The following is a 17,870-nucleotide window of genomic DNA, read 5'->3' on the forward strand; positions in this document are numbered from 1 at the left end:
GGGAACCCCCGAGCCACGCAGCCGCAGTCCAGCGGGGCACCGCCCGTTCGGCGTCCGCGTGCGGAACGCTCAGGAGCAGGTCGCGACCAGCACGGCCTTGATCGTGTGCAGCCGGTTCTCGGCCTGCTCGAACACGATCGACGCCTCCGACTCGAACACCTCGTCGGAGACCTCCAGTTCACGCATGCCCGTGATGTCGTGCACCAGCCGGGCCGTGGACGTCTCCAGATCGTGGAACGCAGGCAGGCAGTGCATGAATTTCGCGCCCGGCCCGGCCAGCTCCATCACCTGTGCGGTCACCCGGTAGGGCGCAAGAACACGGCACCGCTCCGCCCACACGCCCTTGGGCTCCCCCATCGAGACCCACACGTCGGTGTGCACGAAGTCGACTCCGCGCACGTCGGCGATGTCCTCGGAGATGGTGATGCGCCCGCCGGTCTCCCGCGCGATGTCCTTCGCGCCGGCGACGAGGTCGGCCTGGGGCGCGAACGCGGCCGGGGAGATCATCCGGACGTCCATGCCCATCATGGCGCCCATTGTCATCAGAGAGTTGCCCATGTTGAAGCGTGCGTCGCCGAGGTAGGCGAACGACAGCTCGGACGCGGGGCGTCCGGACGCCTCGACCATGGTGAACGCGTCGCACAGCGACTGGGTGGGGTGCCACTCGTCGGTCAGGCCGTTCCAGACCGGGACGGGCGAGAAGTCGGCGAGCGTCTCGATGGTGTCCTGCTTGGCGCCGCGGAACTCGATGCCGTCGTACATCCGCGACAGGACCCGGCCGGTGTCGGCGGCGGACTCCTTCGAGCCGATGTGTGAGCCCGTCGGATCGAGGTAGGTCGTGTGCGCGCCCTGGTGGCGGGCGGCGACCTCGAAGGCGGCCCGCGTGCGGGTGGAGCCCTTCTCGAAGATGAGGGCGAAGTTCAGCCCCTCCAGACGTCGCTCCTCGCGGCCTTGCCGCCGGGCGGCCTTCAGCTCCCCCGCCAGGGACACCAGGTGTGCCCACTCGTCTGGGGAGAAGTCCACCTCCTTGAGGAAGTCCCGTCCGGTCAGCTCGCCCACGACACCCTGCCCTTTCCGAAACAGCGCCTTGCTGCGACCCGGGCCCCGGCTTGAGGCAGGGTATCCCCGGGGTCGTCATTCTGCCGCACATGGAAGGATGGACCCGTGATCATTCGATTCTTGGTCAGCGCCCTCTCTCTCGGGCTCGCCACCTGGCTGCTGCCCGGCATCTGGCTCGACTACGTCGGCGAGCCCGCCGACGCCGCCATCACGATGCTCATCGTGGCCGCGATCTTCGGCCTGGTGAACGCCGTCGTGAAGCCGATCTTCGTGTTCGTCACCTCACCCCTGCTGCTCATCACCCTCGGGCTGTTCCTGCTGGTCATCAACGCGGCCCTGCTCATGCTCACCTCGTGGGTGTGCGCCCAGATGGGCGTTCCGTGGGGCGTCGACGGGTTCTGGGACGCCGTCCTCGGCGCCCTGTTCGTCTCGACGGTCAGCTTCATCCTGAACTCGTTCGTCGGACGCCGCGGCGAGGTCCACACCTGATGGCGCGGGGCAAGGCCGTCCGCGTCGTGTTCGTCTGCCTGGGCAACATCTGCCGCTCCCCCATGGCCGAGCGCGTGGCGCGCGGCTGGGCCGAGCGCGAGGGCCTCAGCGGCGTGGAGTTCACCTCCGCGGGCGTCAGCGCGGAGGAGACCGGAAACCCGATCGACCCCCGCGCCCGGAAGGTACTGACCGCGCATGGCTACGGTGCCGGGAACCACCGCGCCAAGCGGATCACGGCGTCCGACATCGCCGATGCCGACCTCGTGATCGGGCTGGAACAGTTCCACGTCGACCGGATGCGGCGCCAGGCTCCCGACGCCACGCACCTGCACCTGCTCACCGACTTCGACCCGGACGCCGAGCCCGGCTCCGGCATCGACGATCCCTGGTACGGCGGCCCGGAGGGGTTCGACGACACTCTGGCGGCCGTCGAGGCGGCCATGCCCGGCGTGCTCGGCAAGGTGCGCGAGTTGCAGCGCGGTTAGGATGCCTTCATGCACATCCTCGTGGTGGACGACGACCAGGCCGTCCGTGACTCGCTGAAGCGCTCGCTCCAGTACAGCGGGTACGAGGTCGCATCCGCCAACGACGGCATCGAGGCGCTCGCCCACCTGTCGGCCCACAAGGTCGACGCGGTCGTGATGGACGTGATGATGCCGCGCCTCGACGGACTCGAGACCACGCGCATGCTGCGCGGCCAGGGCAACGACGTGCCGATCCTCGTCCTCACCGCGCGGGACGCGGTGGGCGACCGCGTCGACGGCCTGGACGCCGGCGCCGACGACTACATGGCCAAGCCGTTCGCCCTCGACGAGCTGATGGCCCGCCTTCGCGCCCTCACCCGGCGCAGCCGCCCCGAGAACGAGGACGCAGGCGCGTCGGCCGAGACCCAGGTGCTCACCTTCGAGGACCTGCGCCTCGACCTGAACACCCGCGAGGTCACCCGCTCGGGCCACCGCATCTCCCTCACCCGCACCGAGTTCGCCCTGCTGCAGACGTTCATGGAGCACCCCCGCAAGGTGCTGGAGCGCTCGTGGCTGCTGAACGAGGTGTGGGGGTTCGAGTTCCCGACGACGGCGAACTCGTTGGAGGTCTACATCGGCTACCTGCGCCGCAAGACCGAGGGTGACGGCGGCTCCCGCCTGATCCACACCGTGCGCGGCATCGGGTACGTGCTGCGCGAGACGGCCCCGTGAGCCGACTGCGTTCCTTCTTCTTCGCCGCCAACCGGCCCCTTCAGGACCGGCTCGCCGTCCTGATCGCCTCGGCGGTGGCCGCGGCCGTCGCCGTGACGGGCATCGCCGCGTACGCCATGACCCTGCTGACCGCCTACAACCAGCTCGACAACGAGCTGGTGGACGTGGCGTCCCTGACCTCCGGCACCGTCTCAGAGGACCTGGACAACATGGGCGGCATCGACACCACGACGTGGCGCGCGGCCAACGTGATCATCATGCTGATCCGGGCCGACACCCACCAGATCACCCAGCCCAACCGGCAGGTCAGCCTCGTGCTGGGGCCGGAAGAGCTGGCCGTCGCCCGCACGTCGCAGGGCTACTCGTCGCGCACGGGCGTCGACTCCAACGGCGTCCCGACCCGCATCGTCGCCGTCCCGCTGGTCAACCAGGACGAGCACTGGGCGCTGGTGCTGGGGCGTCCGCTGTCGTCGACGAGCGCGATGCTGCAGACAACCGGCCTCTCCCTGCTGCTGTTCGGCGGCCTGGGCGCCGCCGGCGCGGCCGCGGCCGGCTACGTCATCGCGAAGTCGGGCATGGCGCCCATCCGGCACCTGTCGGACGCCGTGCTCAACATCACCGCCACCAACAAGCTGAACCCCATCGACGTGACCGGCGACGACGAGGTGGCCGACCTCGGCCGCTCGTTCAACCAGATGCTGGCGGCGCTGGGCAACTCGCGCGAGCGCCAGAGAAGGCTCATCGCGGACGCCGGCCACGAGCTCCGGACGCCGCTGACCTCGATGCGCACCAACGTCGAGTTGCTGGTCGCCGACGAGCGCCAGCACATGCTGCCCGAGGGCGCCCGCGCGGAGATCCTGCGCGACGTCGCGGCCCAGCTGGGCGAGTTCACCCAGCTGGTCGGCGACCTCGTGCAGCTCAGCCGCGAGGAGACGGTCGAGGCCGCCCCCGAGCCCGTCGACCTGCGCGACATCATCGAGAGCTCGCTGGCGCGCGTGAAGCGCCGCGGGCCGGGCATCACCTGGGACGTCACGCTCGAGCCCCTCTACATGATGGGTGAGCCGGACGCCCTCGAGCGCGCGTTCACCAACCTGCTCGACAACGCCGTGAAGTTCTCCCCGCCGGACGGGACCATCACCGTCGAGCTGGTCGGCGACCGGTTCCGGGTGGCCGACCAAGGCCCCGGCATCGCCGAGGAGGACCTCCCCCACGTGTTCGAGCGGTTCTACCGCTCCGACCACGCGCGCACCACGCCGGGCTCCGGTCTGGGCCTGTCGATCGTGGCACAGACCATCCAGGCCCACGGCGGCTGGGTGAAGGCGGGCCGCGCCCCGGGCGGTGGCGCGGAGTTCATCACGCGCCTGCCGGGCTCGCCCGTACCGCTGGACGAGGAGCTCGACGACGAGGAACTCGACCATCCCTACACCGACTGACCGCAGCCAACCTGTGGACAAGGCGGTGGACAATCCGTGGACTTCACTTCAACTTCGCTTTGACTAGGATGTTCGGTGTCGTGTGGCAGCCAGAGGGAACTGACCCCGGGTACGCCTACCCGGGCGTTGTGCACACCGTATCCACAGCAGTCGGACTGCTTTTCAGGACGCCTCAGAGGCCTGAGCACTACCCCTCACGGTCGCCCTCGGCGCGAGTGTCCCCGCCGGTCGGCGCGTGCTGGTTGCCCGGTACTGGAGGTTCCCGTCGGGCCCACCGTGCCGCGCCGACGTGAGGAGCAGCTGAGACCCGTGGGAGAGTGGCCCCATGTCCACCACCACCCCCGAAGAGCCCGCTTCGCCTGCTGAGCCCGAGCCCCAGCCGAAGGTCTCGTGGCTGGCACCCGACGGACGCCGGGGCTGGGTCTCGGTCGCGGGCGCTCTCATCCCCCAACTCGCGGTGACCCTGTGGGCCAACAGTACGACGGGGCCGGGCGCCGCGCGCGCCCAGGTGCTGGGCTTCATTCTGACGCTGGTGTTCTTCTTCGCCGCCTACCTCGGGCTCACGTGGTGGGTGTTCGGACGCCTGGACCCCCACCGTCTGCGCGCCGCGATCCGGGCGTCGAACAGCGCCCACGTCCGCCGCTTCGACCGACTCTCGGGCATGGACGCCACCAGCTGGGTGCTCGGCAGCGTCGGCGTTTCGCTGGGCGTGGTGGCGTACACGCTACTCGAGACCGAGACCCGGAAGGACCCGCTCGCGCTCACCCTGACCGGCCTCATGGTCCTGCTGTCCTGGGCGGTCATGCAGATCTCCGCGGCGGTGCTCCTGTTGCGGCTGGACGCCGAGTCCCCCGCGCTCGTGTTCCCCGACGAGGGCCCGCACGGCCTTCCGGACTACACCTACGTCGCCACCCAGGTGCTCACGACGTTCGCGACCTCCGACGTCACGGTCACGTCGACGACCGGGCGGCGGGCGATCACCACGCTCGCCATCGCGGCCATGGTGTTCAATACGGTCGTCGTCGCGCTACTGGTCGCGGCGTTCCTCGGGCTCACGAGCTGAGCGGGAACCGCCCCAGCACCCGGCACGCGCCGGACTCCCACCACGTGAGCACGAGATCCTCGGCCCGGCCGTACGCCGGCAGCAGGCCGGCGACGGACGCCCGCGTCGAGTCGACGCCGGTGTCCGGGCCGATGCGGTCGAGGGTGAGGTGCGGGACGGGCTCGAACCGCCCCCAGTAGGGCTGCACCTCGGGCAGCAGGCGCCGGGCGGCGTCCGTCAGGGCACGGAAGCCGGCGTCCGGCTCCGGAACAAGGTGGATCGTCCCGTCGGGGAAGGCCGCGACGCGGGACAGGGTGAAGTCGAAGGCTGCGGTGGTGGCTGCGATGGCGGCCGCGCGATCGAGCGCGTCGGGCGGGAAGGGCGCCAGCACGGTCACGTGCGCGTGGGGGAAGGCCGGCTCCTCCGAGACGAACGAGGCGTCGTGGAACGCCGTGCGCTCCCGCACCCAGCCCTCCAGGGCCGGGACGCCGACCAGCAGGACGCCGTGGCCCGGCCAGGTCCCGGAGGTGCTCCCCTCGTGGGAAAAGCCGGACGCCGCGGCTCGTGCGAGCCGCGGCGTCCGGTAGGTGTCTTGGTCAGCCAACCGTGATGTTGGTCGCCTGAAGGCCCTTGGGGCCCTGCTCGGTGTCGAACTGCACCTTGTCGCCCTCGTTGAGCGAGCGGAACCCGCGCGAGTTGATGGCGGAGTAGTGGGCAAAGACGTCAGCCGAGCCGTCGTCGGGGGAGATGAAGCCGTAGCCCTTGTCAGCGTTGAACCACTTGACGGTTCCGGTGGCCATGTTTCCTGCTTTCGTGATGTGTTGCTTCCCCCGGGTCCGGGGGCCATTGGGATGACGCTCGAACTTCTGCACCACGGGGACCGCACGCAAGAACTACCAACCTCAACCAGGGCCAAGCCTACACGGACGACCCCCCACGGCGTCCATCCGGAGGCAACCCCGGTTCTCGCTTGGCCACATCGTCACCCTCTGTTTGCCCGCAGCCTCTGGACTTTCCGGCGCGGATGAATAGAGTCGGGGACGACACTCGCCCCACCGGGTTCCAACCTTCCCCGTCCCGGCCGACTCGAGGGACATCGATGCAGCGCGCACACGGCGGCCCCACGCCGAACCGCAAGCGGCGACGCAGCCGCGCCGCCGGAGTTCTGGCCGCCTTGACAGTCTCCGCATGCCTCACCGTGCCCTTCACCGGCGCGGCCGCCCAAGCCCTCTCGGCGACGCCCGCTCCCCTGCCGCTCACCGACATCCCGACAGTGGCCGACGACATCCCGAGCGCGTTCGGCCTGCGTGGCACGGCCGCCGACTGGTGGTCGACCGAGGTCGCGTCGCGCGCCGAGCTCGTGCGCAACTCCACCGTCGAGTTCGGGGACGCCTCGGTTGAGGTTCCCTCGGGCCGCACGACCGCCATCAACGGCATGCTGGTGCCTCCGATGAACCTGAACCTGCCGTTCGTGTTCGGCGTCCCGGGCAGCCCGCAGAGCGCCCCGATCGAGTCGCGGTACGTCTCGCCCGTCCCCGGGCCGGTCACGTCGCCGTTCGGCCCGCGCTTCCACCCGATCCTCCACTACGTGCGCAGCCACAACGGCGTCGACATGACCGCCGCCTGCGGCACCCCGGTCGTCGCGATGGCGGACGGCGTCGTCACCCGCTCGGCCAACGCCGGCGGTTACGGCCTGCTCATCGAGATCGACCACGGAACGCTGGACGAGGACCGAATGAGCAGCCGGTCGGCGCACCTGTCGGTGCTCGGGGTGAAGGTCGGCCAGCGCGTCCTCAAGGGCCAGCAGATCGGACTGGCGGGCACCACGGGCCTGTCCACGGGCTGCCACCTGCACTTCGAAGTGCTCATCAACGGCGCCTACGTCGACCCCGTCGCGGTCCTGACCGGCTCGCCGTACGTCCGCCTGGACACCCCGATGGTGACGTGGACGCCCGGCACGCGCCCCTCCAGGCCCGCGCTGCCGAGCCTGGAGGAACTGCCGCTCGTGCCGGCCAAGCCGACGCCGAAGCCGACCCCGAGCGCCACCCCGACGCCCGTGCCGACCCCCACTCCGAGTCCGTCCACGCCTCCGGTGAAGCCGCCGGTCACCGCGGATCCGCTGCCGGACGCCACGCCGTCACCGACGAGCCCGCCGCCGCCGCGCGTCACCATCACACCGAGGCCGCCGGTCCCCAGCCCGACGCCGGAGCCGACCCCCGAGCCGGAGCCGCAGCCCGAGCCGACGGCCGCGCCCAGCCCCCAGCCCGCGCCCACGACGCCTGCTGCCCCGGCCCCCACGCCCGCCGCGCCGGAGCCCACCGCGTCCGCCGCGCCGGAGCCCACCGCGTCCGCCGCGCCGGAGCCCACCGCGTCCGCCGCCGCACCGGCGTCGCCTGCCCCCAGCTCAGCCCCCACGCCGGAGGCGTGAATGCCTGACTGAGCCGTGGTGCGTGGGAGTAGCATGCGCGCATGGCCGAGACACGCAAGCACCGCATCGAGGTCCGAGACGAACTCGACAAGGCGCTGCTCGCCGCGCTCGGTGAGCCGGTGCGTCGCGTTGAGCCGGGGGCTTCGACAGGCTCAGCCGCCGCGGACGCGACGGACGAGCCTTCGACGGCCCCGGCCAGCGGGGGTCCGTTCGTCACGCCGGACAGTTCCCTGGGCGGCTTCACGTTCGGCGCACCCAAGGGCTGAGCGAAACCATGACCGTCGCATGGTGGAGCGTCATCCCGTTCGCGGTGCTCCTGCTGTCGATCGCGATCCTGCCGCTGGTCCCCGCCACCGCCCACGCGTGGGAGCACAACCGCACCAAGCTGGCCGTTGCCCTCGCCTGCGGCCTGCCGGTCGCCGTTTGGTTCGTCGTGGCGGGACACGGCACCGAGGTCGTCCACGCGCTGTGGGAGTACGTCCAGTTCATCTGCCTGTTGTTGGCCCTGTTCGTGGTGTCAGGGGGCATCTTCCTCGCCGGTGACATCCGGGCGACGCCGCGCAACAACACAATCTTCCTCGCGATTGGCGGGCTGATCGCCTCCTTCATCGGCACGACAGGGGCGGCGATGCTGCTCATCCGCCCCCTGCTGAACACCAACCGGGAGCGCGCCCACCGCGTCCACACGGTCGTCTTCACGATCTTCGTCGTGGCCAACTGCGGCGGCCTGCTGACGCCGCTGGGTGACCCACCGCTCTTCCTCGGCTTCCTGCGCGGTGTGCCGTTCGAGTGGACCCTCTCGCTGTGGCCCCAGTGGCTCTTCGTCAACGTGCTGTTGCTCGCCACCTACTACGGGCTGGACCGTCGGGCGTACGCCCGCGAGACCCCCGAGGCCATCGCGTGGGACGACACGAGCCAGTCGCCCCTGCGGGTCGTCGGGAAGATCCACTTCGTGTTCTTCGCCCTCGTGATCGCTGCGGTGGCGTTCGTGCCCTCGCTCGACCTGCACGCGCTCGAGACCGGCCACGCGACCTGGGCACAGGCGATCCCGTGGCGCGAGCTGGTGTTCCTGCTAGCGGCGGTCCTGTCGTTCTTCCTCGGCGACCGCGAGGTGCGGTTCGCCTACAACCAGTTCAGCTGGGCGCCCATTCTCGAGGTCGCCGCCCTGTTCATCGGCATCTTCCTGGCGATGATCCCGGCGCTGAACTTCCTGGCGCAGGTGGCGCCGCGCCTGCCGTTGGGCGAGGTCACGTTCTTCGTGTTCACCGGCGGGCTGTCGGCGTTCCTCGACAACGCGCCGACGTATGCCACCTTCTACGAGATGGCCTCCCAACTGCCGGGCGACCCGCGCATCGGCCTGGCGCCGGGGGTCCCGGAGGCCTACCTGGTCTCGATCTCGCTCGGCTCGGTGCTGTGCGGGGCGATCACCTACATCGGCAACGGCCCCAACTTCATGGTCAAGGCGGTTGCCGACGACGCGGGCGTCACGATGCCGAGCTTCGGCGGCTACCTCGGCTGGTCAGTCCGCCACCTGGTCCCGACCCTGGCCGCGATGGCCCTCATCTTCATCGCCGACGGTGTCGTCTGGACGGCGCTGGGCCTCGCCCTCGCCGTGGGGCTGCTGGTCCGGGCTGTCCTGCTGGCCCGCGCGCACGTCCACCCCGTCGACGCGAGCTGAGGCACGCCGTCGGCGGCGCCACCACAGCAGAGGGACGACCACCAGCGCCGCGACAGCGGCGAAAGGCAGCAGCGCTGCGACGACCGTGACCAGGATCGACACCGACGCGAGGAACGCCGACCACCCGCGCGCCCAGCCAGTCTGCAGCGGGTTCGTCGTGGTCGACTGCGTCGGGGTGAGCAGCGACACGGTCAGCGTGGCGCGCTCGACTGCGCCGGCCAGCTGCAGGCGCTGAGACTTCAACGACTCCAACTCGGCCTGCCGGTTGGACAACTCACGCTCGACCGCGGCGATGTCCGCGACGCTGCCGGCGCGTCCGACCAACTCCTGCAGACGGGTGACGGACGCCTCCAGCGAGCGGATGCGGGCGTCCAGGTCGACCACGACCTCGGTGACGTCGTCGGCGGACGCCCCCCGGTTGCGGACGGTGCCCAGGGCGGCGACCTGGTCGGTGACGGCGTCCAGCCGGGACGCGGGCACCGACACCACCACCCACGAGCCGGCGGGCACCGAGTCGATGGCACCCTCGGGGAGGACGAGGGACTCGTTGGCCACCCAGCCGTCCAGCGAGGCGGTGATCGCGCGGATCCGGTCGGCGGTCGCCCGCAGGTCGTCGACCACCAGCGTCAGGGACGCCGTGCGCGCCACCTGCCGTTCGGCACCGGCCGCGTACTCGGACCCGCTCGCCCGGTCGGCGGCGGGTGCGCCCCCGGCCGGGGCGCCCTCGGGGGCCGGCGCGGCGGCCGGCGCGGTGGCCGGTTCGGGGAACCCGCTCAGGCCTTCGCCGGCACCACACCCTGACAACAGGGCGACGGAGGCGGCCAGGGCCGCGACGAGACGGACGGGGGTGCTGGTCAGGGTACGCATACCCACTCCACGCAGCGGACGCCACGGCCGTTGCGCGGGCGTCCGGCTGGTTGCTCCGTGGCAAGTCTGAGTGCGGATCCGGGTACCCGTGTGGCAAGTCTGGCTGCGCATCCGGGTAACCGTGTGGCAAGTCTGGCTGCGCTTTCGCACGCCTGGGCGGCGATTCCGTCACTCAGAGTTGCTACACACCCGGCAGGGACAGCACTCAGAGTTGCCGCACGCCGCCGAGCGCAACGCGAAACCGGCCGGCCCCCGAAGGGACCGGCCGGCTCAGCCTCGTGGCGGGTGCGTCAGGCGCTGACGACCTGCACCGGCAGGTGCGCGACGACGGCGTCGGTCAGCTTGACGCCGACCTTGTGCTCGCCGACGGTCTTGATCGGCTTGGCGATCTGGACCGAGCGCTTGTCGACGGCGGGGCCGCCGGCCTTCTTGATCGCGGCAGCGATGTCGGTCGAGGTGACCGCGCCGAAGAGCTTCCCCTCGGCGGCGGCGCGAGCCGGCACCTCGATGGACAGGCCCTCGAGCTGCGTGCGCAGCTCCACGGCGTGCGCGTTGTCGCGGACCGTGCGGGCCTCGCGGGCGCGGTTGATGCCCTCGATCTGCTTCTCCGCACCGCGGGTCCACTTGATCGCGTAACCGCGGGGCAGGAGGTAGTTGCGGCCGTAGCCGTCCTTCACCTCGACGACGTCACCGGCGATGCCGAGGTGGTCGACGGCAGCAGTCAGGATGAGCTTCATCTGTTCGTCTTCCTTTCTCAGCGAGCGGTGGATGCGTAGGGCAGCAGCGCGACCTCGCGGGCGTTCTTGATCGCGATGGCGACCTTGCGCTGCTCCTGCACGGACAGGCCGGTGACACGACGGGCGCGGATCTTCCCGCGCTCGGAGATGAACTTCCGCAGGGTCGCGGTGTCCTTGTAGTCGATGTTGCCGATCTTGATGGACTTCGCCGGAGCGATCTTCTTCTTGTTCACAGGCTTGCGCTGTGGGGCCATTGTGGTGCTCTCTCTCGTGAGCCCGGCTCGTGCCGGAATGGACTGTGTCTGGACTGGGTGGGGGCTTCGACAGGCTCAGCCACCCGCGGGAGGCTCAGCCGGGCCGATCAGAACGGCGGGTCGTCGCTCTGCGCGGTGGCCCACGGATCGTTGACCGGGGGCTGCGGACGGCCTCCGCCGCCACCCTGACCCTGGTTGGACGACCACTGGTCGCCGCCGCCGGAACCGCCGCCCTGGGGGGCGTTGTTCCAGCCGCCACCACCGCCGCCGCCACCCGTGGTGCGGGTGACCTTCGCCGTGGCGTAACGCAGGGAGGGACCGACCTCGTCGACGTCGACCTCGAACACCGTGCGGCGCTCGCCCTCGCGCGTCTCGTAGGAGCGGCTCCTCAGCCGGCCCTGCACGATGACGCGCATGCCCTTGGTCAGCGACTCAGCCACGTTTTCCGCGGGCTGGCGCCACACCGAGCAGTTCAGGAACATGGCATCCCCGTCCTTCCATTCGCCGGTCGCCCGGTCGAACGTGCGGGGGGTGGAGGCGACCGTGAAGTTCGCCACCGGGGCCCCGGACGGGGTGAAACGCAACTCGGGGTCAGCCGTCAGGTTGCCCACGAGCGTGATGGAAGTTTCGCCTGCCATGTTGGTCTCTCCGATTCAGTCGGACGTGTTGGATGAGTCGTTCACCAGCCTGTCAGGGCCCACCGACAATAAGAAGGTGTTCCCCGCAATCTGGGGACAGGCTCACTTGTGCAGGTCGGGGCGGATGACCTTCGTCCGCATGATCTGCTCGTTCAGGGTGTACTGGCGATCCAGTTCCTTGACGACAGCCGGCTCGGCAGTCACGTTGAGCACCGCATAGATGCCCTCGGACTTCTTCTGGATGTCGTAGGCGAGGCGACGGCGGCCCCAGTGGTCGATGTTCTCGACGGTGCCACCCGCGGCCTTGAAGGCCTCCAGCGGCTTCTCCACGACGCCGGCGACCTGACGGTCGTCCACGTCGGGGCTCACGATCACCATGATCTCGTACTCGCGCATGTTGGTGTCCCCACCTCCTCTGGTCTTGACGGCCACGGGTATCTCCCGGGGCAGGAGGGTTCTCATGCTCGGCACGCGCACGCGCGCACCGGGGTTTCACTCTACCGGACGACGTGGATCCGCCCGAAATCCCCTCAGCGATCCCCCGTCGCCACGAACCTCCAAGACCCCTGAGGTGCGAGCGCCAGTGAGCCTCACAGGGCCGTCCTGCCCCGCTTGGCCGTGGCACCATGGCCGGTGTGACCGAGAGCTTCTACGACCGCGTCGGTGGTGAGCCGACGTTCCGCGCGCTGGTGGACCGCTTCTACGAAGGTGTGGCCGGCGACCCGCCGCTGCGGGAGATGTACCCCGAGGAGGACCTCGGACCCGCTGCCGACCGGCTGCGGCTGTTCCTGGAGCAGTACTGGGGTGGCCCGAAGACCTACGGCGAGACCCGCGGTCACCCGCGCCTGCGCATGCGGCACGCGCCGTTCGTCGTGACGCCCACCCAGCGCGACCGCTGGCTGCACCACATGCTGGGGGCAGTCGACACGCTCGGCCTGCCCGAGGCCGAGGACGCCGAACTGCGCGAGTACCTCGTCCGCGCCGCGCAGTTCATGGTGAACGCGTTCGAGTGAACTCACGGGTGGCAGGCCGACGCCAGCTCCTCGTTGGGGTAGAGACCCTGCCACAGCGGCCCGGTGAGGACGCCGGCGCACGTCGCCCGGGACGGGCGGTACCGAGCGTGCCCGTCGTCGAACAGCGGCGGCCGGCAGCCGTCGAACGGCAGCCGCAGGACGGCCTCGCCGCCGTTGATCCTGAGCGTGAGTTCGTCGCGGGTCGGTGTGCAGGCCTGCGGCGGCTCGGACGCCGTGACGGGCTCGCCGAGCCCGCCGAGGATGGCGTGGGCGTCCGCGCCGGTGAACGCGACAGAGCCGGCCAGGTTGGGGCCGTCGCCGGGCAGGTCGGCGTACTGGCAGGCCACGACGGAATCGGTGGCCGTTGTCTGCGCGACAGGGGCACCGAGGGTGACGTCGCCGAGCCGCACCGGGCAGCCGCGCGGGTCGACCTCGACCACCTGGGCGGTGGCAAGGATGTCGTCCGCCAGCTGCTGGTCGGTGGCGGGCACCTCGACGGTCAGCAGCGCCGAGCTGACGCGGCGGGAGACTGCGAGCCACCCGTCGCCCAGGTCCTGGGTGCGGTCGACGTCGGTCGTTGCGGCGGGGCGCCAGGTCAGGTGGGTCTGGCGCAGGGCGTCCGGCATCGGTTCGGGACACGCGATGGCCATGGTCGCCCGCGCGGAGGGGTTGCGGTCGACGAACGGGGCGTCGGGGCGCTGGTAGCCGTCGGCGGCGCACCAGTCGGGACCGGGCGCGAAGTCGTGGCCCCACGCGTCCGGCACGAGGACGGCCACGTCGAGCATCGACTCCCAGCGCAGCCCGGCCGGGGCCTGCGCCTCCGTGGCGCCGGACAGGGTGGCCGTGCTGGGCTGGGCGGCCGGTTCTGGGAAGGACTCGATGCGGCTGTCCTGGGCGCCGCCAGCGGCCGCGGGGGCCCCGGCCGTGGCCGAGATGGTGTCGCGGTTGGAGAACCAGATACCGATGACCGGCACGGCGAGCACCAGCGCGACGGACGCCGCCGCCACCCCCACCCAAGTTCCTCGCCTTCGAGCGCCGAGAGCCCCGGGTTCGTCCGCCGAGGGCTTGCCTTCGAGGTCCGCCGAGGGCTTGCCTTCGAGGTCCGCCGAGGGCTTGCCTTCGAGGTCCGTCAGCTCGATCGGGGCGAAGTCGCGGTCGTCGGCGTGCTCGCGGAACGCCCTGCGGAAGGCCCGTTCTGCGCGGTCGGGGCTGTCGGCGCGGTCGTGGTCGGTCATCGCGATTCCTCCAACAGGTTCGTGCGGAGCCGGGTCAGCGCGCGGTGCACGTGGCTGCGGGCGGTGGCCTCCGCGCAGCCGAGCACCTCGGCGATCTCGGCGAAAGCCAGCCCGGACCAGAACCGCAGCACGACGGCCGCGCGCTGGTCGGGGCTGAGGGTGGCGCAGAGGCGCCAGGCGGCGTCCGCGTCGGCGAGTTCGTCCTCGAAGCCGGACGCCGCGGCCTGCGGCAGGTCCTGGGGCGCCTCGACCGGCGTGGAGTGCCGCGTCTTGCGCCAGCGGGACACCGACGCGTTCACGATCGAGCGGTGGACGTAGGCGTCCACGTCACCCTTGGCGGCGACCTCGTCGTAGCGGGGCCACAGGCCGATCAGGGCGTCCTGGACCGCGTCGCGGGCGTCCTCGGGGTGACGCGTGACGAGGTACGCGAAGCGTTGCAGTGCGACCGAGCGGGCGCGCACGTACTCCTCGAACGTGCGGGCCGGCTCAACATCCGCCACGGGCCTCTCCTCCAGCAGGGTCACACCATCATCCACGCACGGGGATGCGCATCCGTTGCAGGACGCGGACACGCGCCGGGTCGCCTCGCTCCCCCTTCGTCAGGACCGGGGCTCTCGGCGCAAAACACCGGGGCTGTCGGCACACAACACCGGGGCTCTCGGCACACGAACCCGGGGCTGTCGGCGGTCAGGGGCGGCGGGTGCGGCGCCCCTGGACCTTGGCGTACATGTCCTCGATGAGGGAGGCGAAGCGCTCCTCGACCTGGCGGCGCTTGACCTTCAGGGTCGGGGTGAGCAGGCCGTTGTCCATCGTGAACTCCTCGAGGGCGACCCGGAAGTCCTTGATGCGCTCCTGACTGGGGAGCTTCTCGGTCAGCGCCTCGACGCGACGCCGGATCTCCTCGACAACCTCGGGCGAGTTCGCCAGCTCGGCCGCGTCGGAGAAGCGCACCTGCAGCTTCTCGGCGAGTTCCTCAAGGTGCGGCATCGACGGGCGCACCAACAGCGTCACGAACGGGCGGTTGTTACCCAGAACGACCGCGTGCTCGAACAGCGGGTCGGCCAGGATCATGCCCTCGATCGGCGCCGGGGCGATGTTCTTGCCGCCGGAGGTGACGATGATGTCCTTGATCCGGTCGGTGATGACGAGGTAGCCGTCGGTGTCGACGTAGCCGACGTCGCCGGTGTGCAACCAACCGTCGGCATCGACGGCCGCGGCGGTGGCGTCCGGGTTGTTCCAGTAGCCCTTCATGACGTTGGGGCCGCGGTACCAGATCTCGCCCTCGTCGGCGATCTTCACCTCGCCGCCCTCGATCACCCGGCCGACTGTGCCGAACTTGAACGCCGCGGGCGCGTTGAAGGACACCAGCGGGGCGGCCTCGGTGAGCCCGTAGCCCTGGCTGACGAGCATGCCGGCGGCGGAGAAGAACTCCTCGATCTCCTTGCGCAGCGGGGCGCCGCCGCAGGCCATGACCGACTTGGGCCCGCCCAGGGCGTCCCGGATGGCGGAGAACACAAGCTTGTCGGCCACCGGCAGCTGCGCGCGCAGCCAGGCCGACGGCCGGCGTCCCTTGCGGTAGGCGTGCTGCGACTGCGCGCCGATGCCCATCGCCCACGCGAAGATCGCCTTCTTCGCCGGCGACGCTGAAACGCGCTGGTGGACGGTCGAGTAGACCTTCTCGTACAGGCGAGGCACCGACACGAACATGGATGGGCGGGCCTCGACGAGCGCCTCGGCGACGGTGCGGGCGTCCGCGACGTAGGTGTTCAGGGCACCCGACATCAGCACCTTGAAGGTCCACGCGCGCTCGAGCGCGTGCGAGAGCGGCAGGAACGCCAGCGAGGTGTCCTCGGAGGTGATGTCGAAGAAGGCGTCCAGCGAGTCGAGCTCGAACGTGAACGCGCGGTGGGTGAGCATCGCGCCGCGCGGCTCGCCGGTCGTGCCGGAGGTGTAGATGATCGAGGCGAGGTCGTCACCGGACGCCTCCGCCAGACGCGCCTTGGCCGTGGCGTCGGCGTCCGCCTCGACGGGCTCGGCGAGCACGTCGGCGAGGTTGCGGACGCGGTCGTCCTCGGACGTCGTGGGGTCGAACGTCCACACGCCGCGCAGTCCGGGCAACTCGCCCCAGACGGGGAAGATGCGGTCGAGCAACGTGCCGTTCTCGACGATGGCGAACACGGCACCGGAGTCCGCGGCGATGTGGCGCACCTGGTCGGGCGTGCTCGTCGGGTACACCGGAACGGTCACCGCCCGCACCGACAGAAGCGCCAGGTCGGCGACGCTCCACTCGGGGCGGTTGTTGGACAGCAGCAGGACGCGATCACCCGGCTCGATGCCCAGGCCCACGAGGTGCGCCGCGAGCGTGGACACCTTCTCGCCGAGCTCGCGGTAGGTCTGCACCGCCCAGCCGTCACCGGCCTTGATGCGCGTGGCTGGGCGCGAGCCGTTGCGGCTGATGGCCTCGGCGAGCCTGACCGAAAGGTGTGCGTGGTCCATGTCGATACGTCCTTGTCATCAGCGAGTACCCCAAACTTGCCACATGCGGACGCCGCCGCGCAGGTCGGGCGCCCTGCTGGCTCCCTACACTGCTGCCATGGCCGGACTCACCAACCTGCACGGGATCCTCGGCGCCCTACGCCCGAGCGTGCGCCAGGGCTTCTTCGTCTACGTCACCGCGTCCACGCCACCGGAGGTGGACGCCCACGCCCGCATCGTCGAGGACGAAGGCGTCACGCTCGTGCTCGACCAGCCCGTCGCGGACGAGCACGGGCTGGCGTACGAGGGCGTCTTCGGCTGGATCACCCTGCAGGCGCACACTTCGCTGGAGGCCGTGGGCATCACGGCGGCCGTGTCGACCGCGCTGTCCCGCGTCGGCATCTCCTGCAACGTGCTCGCCGGCTTCTACCACGACCACCTGCTGGTGCCGATCGACGCCGTCGACGAGGCCGTCGAGGTGCTGGGCGGGCTGGAGTCGTGACCGCCGGCTTCCACGTCGGCGCCCACTCGGACGCCGACCCGCTCGCCCACGCCGCCGCCGGCGGCTTCTCGATCATGCAGACCTTCATCGGCGACCCGCAGGCCTGGAAGGGCCACGCGGTCGACCACCCGGGCGGGGCGGCCGGCCTGAAGGCGGACGCCGAGGCCGCGGGCGTGGGCCTCTACATCCACGCGCCGTACGTGATCAACGTGGCCACCACCAACAACCGGATCCGGATCCCGTCGCGCCAGATCCTCGCGCGGCAGGTCAAGCTGGCCGCCGAGGTCGGTGCCCGCGGCGTCATCGTGCACGGCGGGCACGTGTCCGCCGGGGATGACCCGGCCGTCGGCTTCGACAACTGGCGCAAGGCGATCGAGGGGCTCGATCTCGCGGTGCCGATCCTCATCGAGAACACCGCCGGCGGCGCCAACGCGATGGCACGCCACCTCGACCGCATCGCCATGCTCTGGGACGCCGTGGGTGCGGCCGCCGGCTCGGAGAACGTCGGCTTCTGCCTGGACACCTGCCACGCGCACGCCTCAGGAATGGACCCGTCCGGCCTGGTCGACGCCATCAAGGGCATCACCGGACGCATCGACCTCGTCCACCTCAACGACTCTCGGGACGCCGCGGGTTCGGGCGCCGACCGCCACGAGGTGCTGGGCCTGGGCCAGGTCGACCCGGAGTTCCTCGTCGAGGTGGCACGCGAGGCCGACACGGCGACGATCCTGGAGACCCCCGGCGACGCGGCGTCCCACGCCGCCCAGGTGGGTTGGCTGCGCGAGCTGCTCTGAGGGGCTCTCGGCGCACGCAACCGGGGCTCT

Annotated in this window: 21 protein-coding genes and 1 pseudogene; 11 read left to right on the top strand and 11 right to left on the bottom strand. The window is 70.8% G+C overall.

The window, feature by feature from the left end:
• Nucleotides 1–69 precede the first annotated feature (69 nt).
• On the bottom strand, nt 70–1,059 hold the full coding sequence (gene argF / locus ET989_RS05815) for an ornithine carbamoyltransferase (RefSeq protein ID WP_206662242.1): 990 nt from the start codon (nt 1,057–1,059) through the stop codon (nt 70–72).
• A gap of 105 nt (nt 1,060–1,164) precedes the next feature.
• Between argF and ET989_RS05820 the strand changes: the two genes are divergently transcribed.
• The 5 genes from ET989_RS05820 to ET989_RS05840 all read left to right on the top strand — a co-directional run bounded on the left by ET989_RS05820 (nt 1,165) and on the right by ET989_RS05840 (nt 5,240).
• Nucleotides 1,165–1,548: a phage holin family protein gene (locus ET989_RS05820; RefSeq protein WP_131167613.1), complete on the top strand. Its 384-nt coding sequence runs from the start codon at nt 1,165–1,167 to the stop codon at nt 1,546–1,548.
• Entirely contained in the window at nt 1,548–2,033 is a 486-nt protein-coding gene (locus ET989_RS05825) for a low molecular weight protein-tyrosine-phosphatase (RefSeq protein WP_131167614.1), read from the top strand. Before ET989_RS05820 ends, ET989_RS05825 begins: the two co-directional genes overlap by 1 nt.
• A 9-nt stretch (nt 2,034–2,042) precedes the next feature.
• Nucleotides 2,043–2,744 carry a response regulator transcription factor gene (locus tag ET989_RS05830; protein ID WP_131167615.1) on the top strand — a complete coding sequence of 234 codons (702 nt, stop codon included), beginning with the start codon at nt 2,043–2,045 and terminating at the stop codon, nt 2,742–2,744.
• Nucleotides 2,741–4,177 carry a sensor histidine kinase gene (locus tag ET989_RS05835; RefSeq protein ID WP_241656223.1) on the top strand — a complete coding sequence of 479 codons (1,437 nt, stop codon included), beginning with the start codon at nt 2,741–2,743 and terminating at the stop codon, nt 4,175–4,177. The genes ET989_RS05830 and ET989_RS05835 overlap by 4 nt, the downstream gene beginning before the upstream one ends.
• 325 nt (nt 4,178–4,502) lie before the next feature.
• Entirely contained in the window at nt 4,503–5,240 is a 738-nt protein-coding gene (locus ET989_RS05840) for a DUF1345 domain-containing protein (protein WP_131167616.1), read from the top strand.
• On the opposite strand, the gene ET989_RS05845 is transcribed toward ET989_RS05840, so the two are convergent.
• Both ET989_RS05845 and ET989_RS05850 read right to left on the bottom strand, forming a co-directional pair.
• A complete protein-coding gene (locus ET989_RS05845; RefSeq protein WP_131167617.1) occupies nt 5,230–5,823 on the bottom strand; it encodes a 2'-5' RNA ligase family protein in 594 nt (197 codons plus the stop codon). The two genes, ET989_RS05840 and ET989_RS05845, sit on opposite strands and share 11 nt — an antisense overlap.
• Entirely contained in the window at nt 5,816–6,019 is a 204-nt protein-coding gene (locus ET989_RS05850; protein ID WP_131167618.1) for a cold-shock protein, read from the bottom strand. Before ET989_RS05850 ends, ET989_RS05845 begins: the two co-directional genes overlap by 8 nt.
• A gap of 299 nt (nt 6,020–6,318) precedes the next feature.
• On the opposite strand from ET989_RS05850, the gene ET989_RS15785 reads away from it, so the two are divergent.
• Genes ET989_RS15785 through ET989_RS05865 form a run of 3 tightly spaced genes read left to right on the top strand, consistent with a single transcriptional unit; the run spans nt 6,319 to nt 9,325 of the window.
• On the top strand, nt 6,319–7,647 hold the full coding sequence (locus tag ET989_RS15785) for a M23 family metallopeptidase (protein WP_165490054.1): 1,329 nt from the start codon (nt 6,319–6,321) through the stop codon (nt 7,645–7,647).
• Nucleotides 7,648–7,688: 41 nt separating this feature from the next.
• The gene (locus ET989_RS05860) at nt 7,689–7,913 is read left to right on the top strand and encodes a hypothetical protein (RefSeq protein ID WP_131167620.1); all 225 of its coding nucleotides are present in this window, start codon (nt 7,689–7,691) and stop codon (nt 7,911–7,913) included.
• An 8-nt stretch (nt 7,914–7,921) separates the two neighbouring features.
• Nucleotides 7,922–9,325, top strand: a complete 1,404-nt coding sequence (locus ET989_RS05865) for a sodium:proton antiporter (protein ID WP_131167621.1) — start codon at nt 7,922–7,924, stop codon at nt 9,323–9,325.
• A 33-nt stretch (nt 9,326–9,358) separates the two neighbouring features.
• On the opposite strand, the pseudogene ET989_RS15495 reads toward ET989_RS05865, so the two are convergent.
• The 5 genes and pseudogenes from ET989_RS15495 to rpsF all read right to left on the bottom strand — a co-directional run.
• Nucleotides 9,359–10,303 (bottom strand): annotated as a pseudogene (locus ET989_RS15495) (DUF4349 domain-containing protein); the annotation flags it as partial.
• 179 nt (nt 10,304–10,482) lie between these two features.
• Entirely contained in the window at nt 10,483–10,929 is a 447-nt protein-coding gene (gene rplI, locus ET989_RS05875; protein WP_131167623.1) for a 50S ribosomal protein L9, read from the bottom strand.
• A 17-nt stretch (nt 10,930–10,946) separates the two neighbouring features.
• Nucleotides 10,947–11,183 carry a 30S ribosomal protein S18 gene (rpsR, locus tag ET989_RS05880; RefSeq protein ID WP_131167624.1) on the bottom strand — a complete coding sequence of 79 codons (237 nt, stop codon included), beginning with the start codon at nt 11,181–11,183 and terminating at the stop codon, nt 10,947–10,949.
• A 107-nt stretch (nt 11,184–11,290) separates the two neighbouring features.
• On the bottom strand, nt 11,291–11,821 hold the full coding sequence (locus ET989_RS05885; RefSeq protein WP_131167625.1) for a single-stranded DNA-binding protein: 531 nt from the start codon (nt 11,819–11,821) through the stop codon (nt 11,291–11,293).
• 102 nt (nt 11,822–11,923) lie between these two features.
• The gene (rpsF, locus tag ET989_RS05890; protein ID WP_131167669.1) at nt 11,924–12,217 is read right to left on the bottom strand and encodes a 30S ribosomal protein S6; all 294 of its coding nucleotides are present in this window, start codon (nt 12,215–12,217) and stop codon (nt 11,924–11,926) included.
• Nucleotides 12,218–12,447: 230 nt separating this feature from the next.
• On the opposite strand from rpsF, the gene ET989_RS05895 reads away from it, so the two are divergent.
• Nucleotides 12,448–12,834 (top strand): globin, encoded by a 387-nt coding sequence (locus ET989_RS05895; RefSeq protein ID WP_131167626.1) that lies wholly within the window; start codon nt 12,448–12,450, stop codon nt 12,832–12,834.
• 2 nt (nt 12,835–12,836) lie between these two features.
• On the opposite strand, the gene ET989_RS05900 is transcribed toward ET989_RS05895, so the two are convergent.
• The 3 genes from ET989_RS05900 to ET989_RS05910 all read right to left on the bottom strand — a co-directional run bounded on the left by ET989_RS05900 (nt 12,837) and on the right by ET989_RS05910 (nt 16,565).
• The gene (locus ET989_RS05900) at nt 12,837–14,069 is read right to left on the bottom strand and encodes a hypothetical protein (protein WP_131167627.1); all 1,233 of its coding nucleotides are present in this window, start codon (nt 14,067–14,069) and stop codon (nt 12,837–12,839) included.
• Entirely contained in the window at nt 14,066–14,569 is a 504-nt protein-coding gene (locus tag ET989_RS05905; protein WP_180320761.1) for an RNA polymerase sigma factor, read from the bottom strand. The genes ET989_RS05900 and ET989_RS05905 overlap by 4 nt, the downstream gene beginning before the upstream one ends.
• A 187-nt stretch (nt 14,570–14,756) precedes the next feature.
• On the bottom strand, nt 14,757–16,565 hold the full coding sequence (locus ET989_RS05910) for an AMP-dependent synthetase/ligase (protein WP_131167628.1): 1,809 nt from the start codon (nt 16,563–16,565) through the stop codon (nt 14,757–14,759).
• 97 nt (nt 16,566–16,662) lie between these two features.
• Between ET989_RS05910 and ET989_RS05915 the strand changes: the two genes are divergently transcribed.
• On the top strand, nt 16,663–17,046 hold the full coding sequence (locus ET989_RS05915; RefSeq protein WP_131167629.1) for an ACT domain-containing protein: 384 nt from the start codon (nt 16,663–16,665) through the stop codon (nt 17,044–17,046).
• Entirely contained in the window at nt 17,043–17,840 is a 798-nt protein-coding gene (locus tag ET989_RS05920) for a deoxyribonuclease IV (RefSeq protein WP_131167630.1), read from the top strand. The genes ET989_RS05915 and ET989_RS05920 overlap by 4 nt, the downstream gene beginning before the upstream one ends.
• Nucleotides 17,841–17,870: the final 30 nt, after the last annotated feature.

The organism is Propioniciclava sinopodophylli (assembly GCF_004324755.1).
GTDB lineage: Bacteria > Actinomycetota > Actinomycetes > Propionibacteriales > Propionibacteriaceae > Propioniciclava > Propioniciclava sinopodophylli.